The following is a 12,129-nucleotide window of genomic DNA, read 5'->3' as shown; positions in this document are numbered from 1 at the left end:
TTCCGATGCTCCACCGCGCTCGGACGCATTCAGCAGCAGCGGCCACCGCTCTTGCCGCCGTAGCGCGCTTCCTGCCGTTCGCGGAAGAACGCCTCGTAGCTCATGACCGGCTGATCCGGATGCGTGGCCTGCATGTGCGCCACATACGTGTCGTAATCGGGCAGGCCGACCATCAATCGCATGGCCTGTCCCAGATACCGTCCGACCTTGCCGACTTCATCGAGCATGGGGTGTCCTCCACTATGCGTTCACGTGCCAGCTGTTCTCAGACCCGTTGCCCGGAGGGCATCGGCTCGAACGGCGTTTCCTTGGCCGTCGGTTTGTTTTCCCGACGAGCGACGAGAATGGTGCGCACCCCGAACACCGCGACCGCGACCACGACAAACATGAAGACCCCGGCGAGCGTCGCGTCGACATAGTCATTGAACACAATCTGCTGCATCTGCGAGACCGACTTAGCCGGGGCGAGCAGCTTGCCCTCGGCAAGCGCTGCCTGATACTTCGCAGCGTGCGCGAGGAAGCCGACCTTCGGGTCTGCGTCGAACATCTTCTGCCACCCGGCGGTGAGCGTGCAGGCGAGCAGCCACAGTGTGGGCAGCACCGTCACCCAGGCGAAGCGCTCGCGCTTGAGCTTGAACAGCACGCAGGTCGCAAGAATCAGTGCGATGGCGGCGAGCATCTGATTTGAGATGCCGAACAGCGGCCACAACGTGTTGATGCCGCCCAGAGGATCGACCACGCCCTGATACAGGAAGTAACCCCACGCCGCCACGCACAAGCCCGTGGCGATCAGGTTTGCGGGCAACGACTCCGTGCGCTTGAGCGACGGCACGAAGGTGCCGAGCAGGTCTTGCAACATGAAGCGTCCGGCGCGCGTACCTGCATCGACGGCCGTCAGAATGAACAGCGCTTCGAACAGAATCGCGAAGTGGTACCAGAATGCCATCATCGCTTCGCCCCCCACCACCTGATGCAGGATGTGGGCCATGCCGACGGCGAGCGTCGGTGCGCCGCCGGCGCGCGAAATGATGGTGTTCTCACCCACCGCTTTCGCGGTCGCGGTCAGCACCTCTGGCGTGATCGTGAAGCCCCAGCCCGAGACGACTTGCGCCACGGCTTCCGGCGTCGTACCGATCACTGCTGCCGGGCTGTTCATCGCGAAGTACACGCCCGGGTCGATCACCGACGCGGCCACTAGCGCCATGATTGCTACGAACGACTCCATCAGCATGCCGCCATAACCGATGAAGCGCGCGTTGACTTCGTTATCGAGCAGCTTGGGCGTGGTGCCCGACGAGATCAGCGCATGGAAGCCAGACACGGCGCCGCACGCGATCGTGATGAAGAGGAACGGGAACAGCTTGCCCGACCAGACCGGACCGCTGCCGTCGACGAACTGCGTGAGCGCAGGCATCTTCAGCTCGGGGGCGACGACCAGAATGCCGATGGCGAGCGCCAGAATCGTGCCGATCTTCAGGAACGTCGACAGATAGTCGCGCGGTGCGAGCAGCAGCCACACCGGCAACACCGATGCCACGAAGCCGTAGCCGATGAGCATCCACGTCAGTTGCTTGCCGTCGAACGTGAACAGCGGCGCCAGCGTGGCGCTGTCGTGCACGCTCTGGCCGAAGTAGATCGCCGCCATGAGCATCACGAAGCCGATGATCGAGACTTCGCCGATGCGGCCCGGGCGAATGAAGCGCGTATAGACGCCCATGAACAGCGCAATCGGTATCGTCAGACCGACCGTGAAGGTGCCCCACGGCGAACCGGTCAGCGCCTTGACGACGATCAGCGCCAGCACGGCGAGGATGATGATCATGATGAGAAACGCGCCGAACAGTGCGATCACACCGGGGATCATGCCGAGTTCGGACTTCACGAGATCGCCCAGCGAGCGGCCGTCGCGACGCGTCGAGATAAACAGCACCATGAAGTCCTGCACTGCGCCCGCGAACACCACGCCCGCGAGAATCCAGAGCATGCCGGGCAGGTAACCCATTTGCGCGGCGAGCACGGGCCCGACGAGCGGACCGGCACCGGCGATGGCAGCAAAGTGATGGCCGAACAGCACGTAGCGATTGGTCGGTACGTAGTCGAGGCCGTCGTTGTGACGCCATGCGGGCGTCATGCGTGTGCCGTCGAGTTGGGCCACACGGGTGGCGATGAACTTGCTGTAGAAACGGTAAGCGATCAGATAAACGCAGACGGCTGCGATCACAATCCAGAGTGCGCTGACGGTTTCGCCGCGCGATAGCGCCACCGTGCCGAGCGCGCACGCGCCGACGACGGCCACCGCTGCCCAGGGCAGTTGTTGCCAGATACGATTCATTGTCTCTCCTCGGAACTGCCTGCTTAAGGCAGCAACCCGGGACGGTGCCGTTGCGACACTGTCCCGCCTCTTGGTGTGACACCGTGTCGGTGTCCCGAATCGCAGCGCGAAGCGCTTTCGCGTACGGCTCACTGGCGCGCCCCTCTGTGGGGGGGTGACGACAGCGAAGACCAGTGGCGACGCTTGTGACCTTCCGCCCGGTCCGCGCATGGACGCATGCGAGCTTGCCGGACATCTTGCCAACACCGGGAACGGACTTGCGAGTTACACTCGGCAGCCCCGGCCACGATTCGGCGTGTAGTATTGGCGTTTGCCCGACGCGCCACAAGCGCGGAACTACGCAGGTTCGCTACGTGCTAGTACGTAGCGCGCACCTTTGAAACCGGCGGTCGCGGCATTGCAGGCTTATCGAATGCCATGAATCTCCGACAGAAATTTTTCGTCCTGTCGCTGCTGCCGGTTGCGTTGGCGATGGTCGCCATCGCGCTTGCCGTGCGACACCAGGGTATTGAGCTATCGCGCGCGCAGCACGAGGCCGTACAGACCACATCGCTGGCCAACAAGCGGGCCGAGCTGCTGCATTACGTGGGTCTCGCGCGCAACGCCATCGAGCCGCTTTACAACGGCCCGGATACGCCCGCTGCGCGTGAAGCCGCCCTGGCCACGCTCGCCCGGATGGAATTCGGTCAGGACGGCTACTTCTTCGTCTACGACCTACAGGGCCGCAGCTTGATGCATCCGCGTCAGCCGGAACTCGTCGGCCACAATCTCTGGTCGCTCAAGGACGAGTCCGGTGCGCCCACGATCCAGCGCCTCATCGCGGCCGCCCGCGCTGGCGGCGGCTACGTTCAATACGCGTGGGAAAAACCATCGCGCCAGCAACAGATGACACCGAAGCTCGGTTACGTCATCGCCCTGCCGCGCTGGAACTGGATGATCGGCACGGGTATTTACCTCGACGACGTCGAAGCGACCTTACGCGAGTCCGACGATCGTGCGCAGGCGAACATCGACCGCACGCTGATCTGGATCACGCTGATCGCGTCGTCGTGTCTCGCCATCGTCGGCCTGTGCGGCCTGGTGGTGAACATTACCGAACTCAAGACCGCCGACGCCAAGCTGCGGCAGCTCGCGCGTCAGGTCGTAGAGTCGCAGGAACTGGAGCGTTCGCGCATCTCGCGCGAGTTGCACGACGGCATCAGCCAGTTGCTCGTCTCGGTCAAGCTCCTGCTCGAATCGGCGTCGATGCGTCTGCCAGGATCGCCTGCGGCGGCCAGCGCCACGCTGGGCGTTGCCATCGAACGGCTGAACGGCACGCTCGGCGAAGTCCGGCGTATTTCGCAAGCGTTGCGCCCCGCAATGCTCGACGATCTGGGGCTTGCGGCCGCGATCGAGCAGCTCGCCCGGGAGTTCGGCTCGCACGCGGGGCTTCCCGTGGAGATGAACGTCGAGGGCGATGCGCCGACGCTTGACGACAACATCAAGACGATGCTCTACCGAATCGCACAGGAAGCGCTGACGAACATCGAGCGTCACGCGAATGCCTCACGTGTGTCGATTTTGCTCATCTTCAAATCCGACGGCATTCATCTGTCGATTGCCGACGATGGACGCGGTTTCGACGTCACCGACGTGCATCACGATCCTCGTCACGGCATCGGCCTGCGCAATATGCGCGAACGGCTCGACGCCGTAGGCGGTGCCCTCGGCATTCAATCCTGGCCCGGCCTCACGACCATCAGCGCGTGGGTCCCCCTCACGCCGGCCGCCGTGAAAGCGGCACTTCGCGCAACCACTCGCAAATGATGCAAGCTCACCCCATCCGACTCCTGTTGATCGACGACCACCCGTTAGTGCGCGACGGCCTGCGCGCGCGATTCGACGCGGCACCCAACTTGCAGGTCGTTGGCGAAGCGGGCAACGCGCAGGAAGCCCTGACCCGCGCGAAGACGGCATCGCCCGATCTCGCCCTGATGGACATCAGCATGCGCGGCACGAACGGCATCGAGCTGACGGCGCAGTTTCGTGAGCAGTTTCCGCATATCGCTGTGCTGATTCTCTCGATGCACGACAACGCGGAGTATGTGCGTCAGGCGGTACGCGCCGGTGCGCGCGGCTACGTGCTCAAGGACGCGCCCGCACACGAGATCGTGACGGCCATCGAACGTGTGGCACGTGGCGATGCTTACTACAGCGCCGCGATTGCGGCGCGTGTCGTGCAGGCCTCCACATCGCACGCCCCCATCGATTCGCTCACGCCTCGCGAGCGCGAAATCCTCACGCGCATTGCGCACGGACTCGCGAACAAACAGATCGCCACGGAAATGGACCTTTCTGTGCGCACGGTGGAAACCCATCGCCTCAACATCAAACGCAAGCTCGGCATCGAAGGGCAGGCGGAGTTGATCAAGTTTGCGGTGGAGAATCGGCTGTAACGTCGGTCGAGAAATGCTTTCGCGCCGTTCGTCTAATGTAGGAAAGGGTTGTGCACCTCCACCCCGGTTTCCGAGAAATCCTTGACGTTGCGCGTGACGACAACAAGCTTGTGGACCAGCGCAGTTGCCGCGATGAGCTTATCGATTGGATTCTGCTTATGGGGTACACGCATGTGCGCCCACACGTCACTGACGGCCATGTCGATCGGTAGAATGCGGTCGACGAAGTCGCCCCGCATCACCTGAATCCAATTTTCGATGAGTCCGGCCTGGATAACGTCGTTGCGATGACGAAGCAATAGGGCACCTCGGCGCAACTCCCCCAACGAAATAACGGAAAGGTATCGTCGCCTCGACGAGCGTCCGGCATGACGATAAAACCGATCAACGCCAGCATCGCCGCCACCGCCCTTCCTAAGCTCGCTTATGACGTTTGTATCGAGCAGAAACATGCGCGCTCCTTGTCGCCTCGACCGTAGCATCAGTTAACACGCTCGAAATCACTATCGAGCCCCACGTTAGGGAAACGCGTTAGCGCATCGTAAAAGTCCACGAATTCCGGCTCTCGCGCAAAGTAATTCAACACCCGCAACACCTCCTGCTCAGGCGTAATGTTCGTATTCGTGGCCCGCAGTTGAAGCGACTGCATCAATTGCTCATCAATTCCCTCGATCACCATCGTGTACATAAGCTCCTCCTTCCGTCCATAACCAAAATCCGTCATCCAAATTAAACATTCGGATGACGAGATAAATGCTAGCACCGGAAGACTTTCGAAAACCGGCCAACGCGTTGACTGACGCACCTTTCGGAAGGATCACAAGGCAATAAAAAATCCCGCCGAAGTTTCCCTCGGCGGGATCGTGCTGCGGACTCAGGATTACAACAGCGCTATCGTGACGTTGACGACGTTTGCGATGTATCCATCATCGCCAACATCACGACTTCAGACGGCGCTCGATGTCGGCCTTCGTATCGAGCAGTGCCTGCGGCAGATGGTGCTTGAGCGTGTCGAACAGTTCGGCGTGAAGCTTGAGTTCTTCGTGCCACGCGGCAGGATCCATCGAGGTGACGTCGTCGAACTGCGCCGGCGTGAACGACAGACCGTCCCAGTTCAGATCTTCGTAGCGCGGCGTAATGCCGAAGGCGTTCTCCGTGCCCTGCGCAGTGCCGTCGATACGACCCAGCATCCATGCCAGCACGCGCATGTTCTCGCCGAAGCCCGGCCACACGAACTTGCCGTCGGCCCCCTTGCGGAACCAGTTCACGCAGTAGATCTTCGGTAGCGTGGCGCCCGACTTGTCGAGATGCGCGCCCGTGTCGAGCCAATGCTGGAAGTAGTCGGCCATGTTGTAACCGCAGAACGGCAGCATCGCAAACGGATCGCGACGCACCACACCTTGCTGGCCCGCGGCTGCCGCGGTCGTCTCCGAGCCCATCGTCGCGGCCATGTACACGCCCTCGGTCCAGTCGCGCGCTTCCGTGACCAGCGGCACCGTGGTCGAGCGGCGTCCACCGAAGATGAACGCATCGATCGCCACGCCGGCCGGGTTCTCCCAGTCGGCGTCGATCGACGGGCATTGCGACGCCGGCGCCGTGAAGCGTGAGTTCGGATGCGCCGCCTTGCGGCCGGTTTCCTTCGCAGTCTCGGGCGTCCAGTCCTTGCCCTGCCAGTCGATCAGGTGCGCGGGCGGCGTGTCGGTCAGACCTTCCCACCACACATCGCCGTCGTCCGTGAGCGCGACGTTCGTGAAGATCACGTTTTCGCCCAGCGTCGCCAACGCGTTCGGATTCGTCTTCTGGCTCGTGCCCGGCGCTACGCCGAAGAAGCCCGCTTCCGGATTGATGGCGTACAGACGGCCGTCCTTACCCGGTTTGATCCATGCGATGTCGTCACCGATGGTCTCGACCTTCCAGCCATCGAAGCCCTTCGGCGGAATCAGCATAGCGAAGTTGGTCTTGCCGCAGGCCGACGGGAACGCCGCCGCGACGTGGTACTTCTTGCCCTGCGGCGACGTCACGCCCAGGATCAGCATGTGTTCGGCAAGCCAGCCTTCGTCGCGGCCCATCGTCGAGGCGATGCGCAGCGCGAAGCACTTCTTGCCCAGCAGCGCGTTGCCGCCGTAGCCTGAGCCGTAGCTCCAGATCTCGCGCGTTTCCGGGAAGTGGACGATGTACTTCGTGCTGTTGCACGGCCATGCCACGTCTTTCGCGCCAGCGGCGAGCGGTGCACCCACGGTATGCACGCAAGGCACGAATTCGCCGTCGTCGCCGAGTACGTCGTACACGGCGCGGCCCATGCGCGTCATGATGCGCATGTTCACCGCGACGTACGGCGTGTCGGACAATTCCACGCCGATGTGCGCGATCGGCGAGCCGAGCGGGCCCATCGAGAACGGCACGACGTACATCGTGCGTCCCTGCATGCAGCCCTGGAACAGCCCGTCGAGCGTCGTGCGCATCTCGGCCGGATCGATCCAGTGATTGGTCGGGCCGGCGTCTTCGCGCTTCTCGCTGCAGATGAATGTGCGATCTTCCACGCGCGCGACATCCGACGGATCGGACAGCGCGAGGAACGAATTGGGGCGCTTGGCGGGATTGAGCCGCTGCATTGTCCCGGCGGCGACCATCTGTTCGCACAAACGGTCGTACTCTTCTTGCGAGCCGTCGCACCAGACGACACGCTCGGGTTGCGTGATCGCCGCGATATGCGAGACCCAGTCGATCAGTTTGCGGTGACGCACCCAACCGGGCAGATCACGCGTGGCAACATTGGACGAGGAAGAGGCGTTGAGCGCATTAGCGCTCACACTGGCTTGCGTCATGGGGGTTGTCTCCATGCAGAGTCGGGGAAATCGAAGCGGACGTTGAAGCGCCGGTGGGTGCGAGCACCGGTCGTCCTTATATAAGAGCACCGCGCAGGCGCCCTGCGTGACCGGGCGGTCCATCCGGTTGGGGATACCGGAGGGACGTCACAGTTGGCGTCTCACTCACCCGGTCCGACTCGCATTTGCGGGGTGGGTTCGATTTTTTGCCATCGTGTTTAGGCGGTTTCGCCATGGTTGCCAGGACACCTGCCATACTATGCAAAACGAGGCGTCAGCATACCACCGCAAAAATTGCTCCGGTGCTGCGTCGCAACAAGGCGGCAAGGGGTTTGCCCCGCCTCGCGCCGCCCACGCCCAGAACAAGCATGCCCGCCCGTCGGGGTGGGCCCCGACGATTGCTCCGTCTGTGCAGAATGCCGCCGTTCTGCGCCGATCCGATTACGCTTTGCCATGAAAATTGCCATTCTCGACGACTATCAGGACGCCGTTCGCAAGCTCGATTCTTTCTCCCTTCTGGCCGGTCATGACGTCAAGGTCTTCAACAACACGGTAAAAGGCGTCGGGCAGCTTGCGGCCCGGGTCGGAGAAGCCGAGGTGCTCGTTCTGATTCGCGAGCGCACCGCCATCACGGCGCAACTCATCGACAAACTGCCGCGCCTGCGTGTCATCAGCCAGACCGGTCGCGCCGGCAGTCACATCGACATCGACGCCTGTACCGCACGCGGCGTGGCCGTGCTCGAAGGCGTCGGCTCCCCCATCGCACCGGCCGAACTCACCTGGGCGCTGATCATGGCCGCCCAACGCCGGATTCCCCAGTACGTCTCCAGCCTCAAGCACGGCGCATGGCAGCAGTCGGGCCTGAAGTCGTCGAGCATGCCGCCGAATTTCGGGATGGGTCAGGTGCTGCGCGGCCAGACGCTCGGTCTGTGGGGCTACGGCAAGATTGGCCGTCTCGTCGCCGGTTACGGCAAGGCGTTCGGGATGGAAGTGATGGTGTGGGGACGCGAAGGCTCACGCGAAGCGGCGGCCGCCGACGGTCTGCGTGTGGCGAATAGCAAGGAAGAGCTCTTCACGCAAAGCGATGTACTCTCGCTTCACCTGCGTCTGAACGACGAGACGCGTCACGTCGTGAAACTGGAAGACCTCTTGCAGATGAAGCCCACGGCATTGTTCGTGAACACGAGCCGCGCCGAACTGGTGGAAGAGAACGCCCTCATCACCGCGCTGAACCGCGCGCGCCCCGGCATGGCCGCCATTGATGTCTTCGAGAGCGAGCCGATTCTGCAAGGCAATCCGTTGCTACGTCTGGAGAACTGTGTGTGCACGCCGCACATCGGCTACGTCGAGCGTGAGAGCTACGAGTTGTACTTCCGCGTCGCGTTCGAGAACATCGTCAACTTCCTGAACGGCGATCGTTCGCACGTCGCGAATCCGGCAGCTCTGCTCGGCTTCGGACGTTAACCCGCTCCCCTCTCGCCCCACGACATCGATGCAGCGCCGACCCAACGTCGGCGCAACCGCTCGGCTGTATGGCTCGCCGTTACATCGACGCCAGATGCCGCAGAAAGGTCTCGCCGTCCTTGCGGCCGAGCGCGAACGCCGGCGCCATATTCTCGGGGCGCGTGTAATCCCAGCTTGAAATCGGCACCGGCTCGGACGGCTGCACATACAGCCGGTCCTGCCCGGCATGATGCTGCGTAAAGATTTGCGGACGCGGATAGCGCCGCGTCACCAGCACGAGCACTTGTCCGGGCGTGGCATCGAGCGCATCGACGGGAACGTTATCGACCATACCCCCATCGAGTACCGCTCGGCCGCCACGTCGCAAAATCGGTGTGAACGGCGGCGTGCACGACGATTGCAACATCAGATCCGCCAGTTCCTCGGTCGTGCGGCAGTCCTGCGCTCGCACGAATTCCGGACGAAACCCGAGGCTGCGGGCGAGCGTCGGATGCAGCGTGCGCCGCCAATGTTTGTCGATGTTGTACGCCACGAGTCCGGCCGCCGTCGCGCTGCGCGGTCCCAGCCAGCGGGGGATGTGCGACACGCCCACGCGAATCTCCGGTCCGGCGGCGAGCTTGTCGAGTTGACCGTCGTAGATGTCTAGCAATGCCTGACGATAGATGCGGTAATGCGGGAACACCCGCTCGCGTCGCAGCAGGTTGCCCCAATAGGCGTTCTTGCGATTGCCCGCGAGCGCCTGCCGGTAGTAATCCATCACCCAGTCCGACGCCCGCATATGCAGCATGCATGCCGTGGCCGCACCGGCCGAAATGCCGGTGATAACGCGCGGACGCAGCGGTACATCGCGCGAGACGCGCTCCCAAAATCCGGCCTGCCACCAGCAGCGGTTACCGCCACCGGCAAAGACGATCTGATCGAACATCGGGGTCTCCTCTGAGGCGGCCTCGCGACGCCGCCGTCAATTCGTCACAGCAGCGCGTAGGTGGTCGTTGCATGCACGGCCATCTTGCCGGACGCGTCGAAAATCTCGATCTCGCCGAACACCAGATTCTTGCCTCGACGCAGAATTCGCGCGATCACGCGCAGATCGCCGTCCGTGACGGGACGCATGAACTGCGTGTTGAGCGTAACCGTCGTCATCGGCTGGAAGCCACCGAGCGCGGCGGACAACGCCACCACCATCGCGGTATCTGCCACAGCCATGAACACCTGTCCGCAGATCACGCCGCCACCGTGCTTGAACGCGGCATCGAACGGCAACCGTAGCTCGCTTTCGTCGGGGCCGACGGCCTCGACTTGCAGGTTCAGTTGCCGCACCCACGGCGAGACGAGTTCTTCGAGCATCTTTTGCGCTTGCACCAGCTCCATCCTGTCCATCCTCCATCGTCATGCTTGTTTTCGTGACGCCGATGATAGCCCCAAAACAAACGCGCCACCCGGTAAAGGGTGGCGCGTAGAGCAGACACTCGGGACAGCTAGGAAGCCTTCAGGACGACTGAGCGACGCTCGATGAAAATCGCTTAGCCGTTCGTCTTGTCCTGATGAATACGCTGGCTCTGATGGTTCTCGCGATGTTGAACGCCGGACTGCTCACCTGCGCTCACGTGACCGTTCTTGGCGGCGTGCGCCTCGGCGGCGTCTACATGCGCCTGGCCCTTCTCGAGGCTGCCGACCTGCTTGTTGTTCAACGTCCCGGCCGCTTGCCCTTGGGCGATGCGCTTCTCCTGATTGACGTTACGCTGCACGTCTGACTGCAAGCGCTCGGACGACTTGGACGTCGGATTCGCCACCCGGTCATTGTGCTTGAGCTGATCGATCTTCGCGCTTTCCTTGTTCTGCGCGTTGGCGATGCGCGCCTTCTGCGCGGCAGTGTCGCCCGTGCGATCGGCATGCGCCTGCATCTTGTCGATCTTCGCTTCGCCCTTCTCCAGACCCGACGCTTCCTTGGTCGTCAACTGGCCGCTCTTCAAGCCGTTCTCGATGCGTTGCTGCTGATTGATGTCGCGTGCCGTTTCGGTCCCGGTGCCCTGGGCGAACGCCTGCGAGGCGAACAAGCCACCGAAAGCCACGGTCACAGCGCTCAGAATCAGAGTTTTACGGACGTTCATGATGGAATCCTTATGCCTTAGGGCGTTTTGCTTCGTCGGAGACTCGACGGGGGGATCGCGCCTGCCGGCGGAATTGCCGACGATTTGCTGCGTCCTTGACCGTAATAACGAAGCGCGCCGGCCATGCGCCGACAGCCGTTGTGTAACGCGGCAGTCCGAAAAGTAACGGCGTGTAATCGCGCTGATGGGGGCGTCTTTCGCTATGTCCATGAAATCGTTGGGACACCCGCAGACAGCGCCGTAACGTTTTGATACAGTGGTGCCCATTTGGCCGGCACGCCCTACCCGTTCCGACGTTGCAAACATCGAAGGGGGCGCGCCACTCCGTTGTCTGTCAGCCCCCCTTACGCGAACAAGCGAGTCAAGAAGGAGCCTTCACCATGCAGAGCACCAGAGACGATCTCGGCAAACTGATCTTGCGCCTCACCCTCGGCATCCTGCTGCTGTTTCACGGCGTCAGCAAAGTCATCAACGGTGTCGGATTTATCGAGGGCATGATCACATCGCACGGTCTGCCGGCGTTTCTCGCCTATGGCGCATATCTGGGTGAAGTCCTCGCCCCTGTCCTGCTGATTCTCGGCGTGCTTACCCGTCTGGGTGGCTTGCTCGTCGTGGGCAACATGCTCGTCGCCTTCTCGCTGGTTCACCTGAGCCAACTGGGCGATCTGTCGAAGACTGGCGGCTGGGCGCTGGAATTACAAGGCTTCTATCTGTTCATGGGCCTGTGCGTCATCCTCTTCGGCGCTGGCCGGTACAGCGTATCTGGCGGTCGCGGCGCCTGGGACTAATCCACAAGGAACCGTAGGGCGCGAAGGCGCCCCCCTCGGGAACCGGACGACGCGCGGCATGTCGCGCGTTTCGTCAGCACGGCCCGCCCTTGCCCACCCAGGCAACGGCGGGCCGAGTCGTTTCGGAATGTTGCAAACGCGGGCGCTGGTAACGCTGAGTAATACAGCGGTTGC

At 62.5% G+C, this 12,129-nt stretch carries 12 protein-coding genes; 4 read left to right on the top strand and 8 right to left on the bottom strand.

Annotated elements, in window-relative coordinates; genetic code table 11:
• Positions 1-29: 29 nt before the first annotated feature.
• Positions 30-227 (bottom strand): YbdD/YjiX family protein, encoded by a 198-nt coding sequence (locus tag PAN31117_RS17115; protein WP_044453281.1) that lies wholly within the window; start codon positions 225-227, stop codon positions 30-32.
• Between the two features lie 38 nt (positions 228-265).
• Positions 266-2,332 carry a carbon starvation CstA family protein gene (locus PAN31117_RS17110; RefSeq protein ID WP_150739253.1) on the bottom strand — a complete coding sequence of 689 codons (2,067 nt, stop codon included), beginning with the start codon at positions 2,330-2,332 and terminating at the stop codon, positions 266-268.
• Between the two features lie 417 nt (positions 2,333-2,749).
• On the opposite strand from PAN31117_RS17110, the gene PAN31117_RS17105 reads away from it, so the two are divergent.
• Together PAN31117_RS17105 and PAN31117_RS17100 are read left to right on the top strand one after the other, a co-directional pair.
• Entirely contained in the window at positions 2,750-4,138 is a 1,389-nt protein-coding gene (locus tag PAN31117_RS17105) for a cache domain-containing protein (protein ID WP_150663850.1), read from the top strand.
• On the top strand, positions 4,135-4,767 hold the full coding sequence (locus PAN31117_RS17100) for a response regulator (protein ID WP_039394571.1): 633 nt from the start codon (positions 4,135-4,137) through the stop codon (positions 4,765-4,767). The genes PAN31117_RS17105 and PAN31117_RS17100 overlap by 4 nt, the downstream gene beginning before the upstream one ends.
• 32 nt (positions 4,768-4,799) lie before the next feature.
• Here the strand turns inward: PAN31117_RS17100 and PAN31117_RS17095 are convergent, their stop codons facing one another.
• The 3 genes from PAN31117_RS17095 to PAN31117_RS17085 form a co-directional block, all read right to left on the bottom strand.
• Positions 4,800-5,219, bottom strand: a complete 420-nt coding sequence (locus tag PAN31117_RS17095; RefSeq protein WP_150739252.1) for a type II toxin-antitoxin system VapC family toxin — start codon at positions 5,217-5,219, stop codon at positions 4,800-4,802.
• 29 nt (positions 5,220-5,248) lie between these two features.
• The gene (locus PAN31117_RS17090; protein ID WP_150739251.1) at positions 5,249-5,455 is read right to left on the bottom strand and encodes a hypothetical protein; all 207 of its coding nucleotides are present in this window, start codon (positions 5,453-5,455) and stop codon (positions 5,249-5,251) included.
• Positions 5,456-5,705: 250 nt separating this feature from the next.
• Positions 5,706-7,592: a phosphoenolpyruvate carboxykinase (GTP) gene (locus PAN31117_RS17085; RefSeq protein ID WP_246189142.1), complete on the bottom strand. Its 1,887-nt coding sequence runs from the start codon at positions 7,590-7,592 to the stop codon at positions 5,706-5,708.
• Positions 7,593-8,045: 453 nt separating this feature from the next.
• On the opposite strand from PAN31117_RS17085, the gene PAN31117_RS17080 reads away from it, so the two are divergent.
• Positions 8,046-9,056 (top strand): D-2-hydroxyacid dehydrogenase family protein, encoded by a 1,011-nt coding sequence (locus tag PAN31117_RS17080; RefSeq protein ID WP_150739250.1) that lies wholly within the window; start codon positions 8,046-8,048, stop codon positions 9,054-9,056.
• 79 nt (positions 9,057-9,135) lie between these two features.
• Here PAN31117_RS17080 and PAN31117_RS17075 read toward each other — a convergent pair whose 3' ends face one another.
• The 3 genes from PAN31117_RS17075 to PAN31117_RS17065 form a co-directional block, all read right to left on the bottom strand.
• A complete protein-coding gene (locus PAN31117_RS17075; protein ID WP_150739249.1) occupies positions 9,136-9,981 on the bottom strand; it encodes a patatin-like phospholipase family protein in 846 nt (281 codons plus the stop codon).
• Positions 9,982-10,025: 44 nt separating this feature from the next.
• Positions 10,026-10,427, bottom strand: coding sequence for a PaaI family thioesterase (locus tag PAN31117_RS17070; protein WP_150739248.1), 402 nt, complete (start codon positions 10,425-10,427; stop codon positions 10,026-10,028).
• Between the two features lie 152 nt (positions 10,428-10,579).
• Positions 10,580-11,167, bottom strand: a complete 588-nt coding sequence (locus PAN31117_RS17065) for a hypothetical protein (protein ID WP_150739247.1) — start codon at positions 11,165-11,167, stop codon at positions 10,580-10,582.
• Positions 11,168-11,547: 380 nt separating this feature from the next.
• Here PAN31117_RS17065 and PAN31117_RS17060 point away from each other — a divergent pair, with 380 nt between their 5' ends.
• The gene (locus tag PAN31117_RS17060) at positions 11,548-11,955 is read left to right on the top strand and encodes a DoxX family protein (protein WP_150575072.1); all 408 of its coding nucleotides are present in this window, start codon (positions 11,548-11,550) and stop codon (positions 11,953-11,955) included.
• The last annotated feature ends 174 nt before the right edge of the window (positions 11,956-12,129 follow it).

The organism is Pandoraea anapnoica (assembly GCF_902459765.1).
Classification (GTDB): Bacteria; Pseudomonadota; Gammaproteobacteria; order Burkholderiales; family Burkholderiaceae; genus Pandoraea; species Pandoraea anapnoica.
The sequence above is the reverse complement of the archived record's forward strand: the minus strand, read 5'-3'. Positions and strand labels throughout refer to the sequence as shown.

What these genes read in the sequence shown, in the direction of transcription:
- PAN31117_RS17075 (WP_150739249.1), bottom strand. Translation starts at nt 9,981, where the DNA reads ATGTTCGATCAGATCGTCTTTGCCGGTGGCGGTAACCGCTGCTGGTGG.
- PAN31117_RS17070 (WP_150739248.1), bottom strand. Translation starts at nt 10,427, where the DNA reads ATGGAGCTGGTGCAAGCGCAAAAGATGCTCGAAGAACTCGTCTCGCCG.
- PAN31117_RS17080 (WP_150739250.1), top strand. Translation starts at nt 8,046, where the DNA reads ATGAAAATTGCCATTCTCGACGACTATCAGGACGCCGTTCGCAAGCTC.
- PAN31117_RS17100 (WP_039394571.1), top strand. Translation starts at nt 4,135, where the DNA reads ATGATGCAAGCTCACCCCATCCGACTCCTGTTGATCGACGACCACCCG.
- PAN31117_RS17095 (WP_150739252.1), bottom strand. Translation starts at nt 5,219, where the DNA reads ATGTTTCTGCTCGATACAAACGTCATAAGCGAGCTTAGGAAGGGCGGT.
- PAN31117_RS17115 (WP_044453281.1), bottom strand. Translation starts at nt 227, where the DNA reads ATGCTCGATGAAGTCGGCAAGGTCGGACGGTATCTGGGACAGGCCATG.
- PAN31117_RS17090 (WP_150739251.1), bottom strand. Translation starts at nt 5,455, where the DNA reads ATGTACACGATGGTGATCGAGGGAATTGATGAGCAATTGATGCAGTCG.
- PAN31117_RS17105 (WP_150663850.1), top strand. Translation starts at nt 2,750, where the DNA reads ATGAATCTCCGACAGAAATTTTTCGTCCTGTCGCTGCTGCCGGTTGCG.
- PAN31117_RS17065 (WP_150739247.1), bottom strand. Translation starts at nt 11,167, where the DNA reads ATGAACGTCCGTAAAACTCTGATTCTGAGCGCTGTGACCGTGGCTTTC.
- PAN31117_RS17060 (WP_150575072.1), top strand. Translation starts at nt 11,548, where the DNA reads ATGCAGAGCACCAGAGACGATCTCGGCAAACTGATCTTGCGCCTCACC.
- PAN31117_RS17110 (WP_150739253.1), bottom strand. Translation starts at nt 2,332, where the DNA reads ATGAATCGTATCTGGCAACAACTGCCCTGGGCAGCGGTGGCCGTCGTC.
- PAN31117_RS17085 (WP_246189142.1), bottom strand. Translation starts at nt 7,592, where the DNA reads ATGACGCAAGCCAGTGTGAGCGCTAATGCGCTCAACGCCTCTTCCTCG.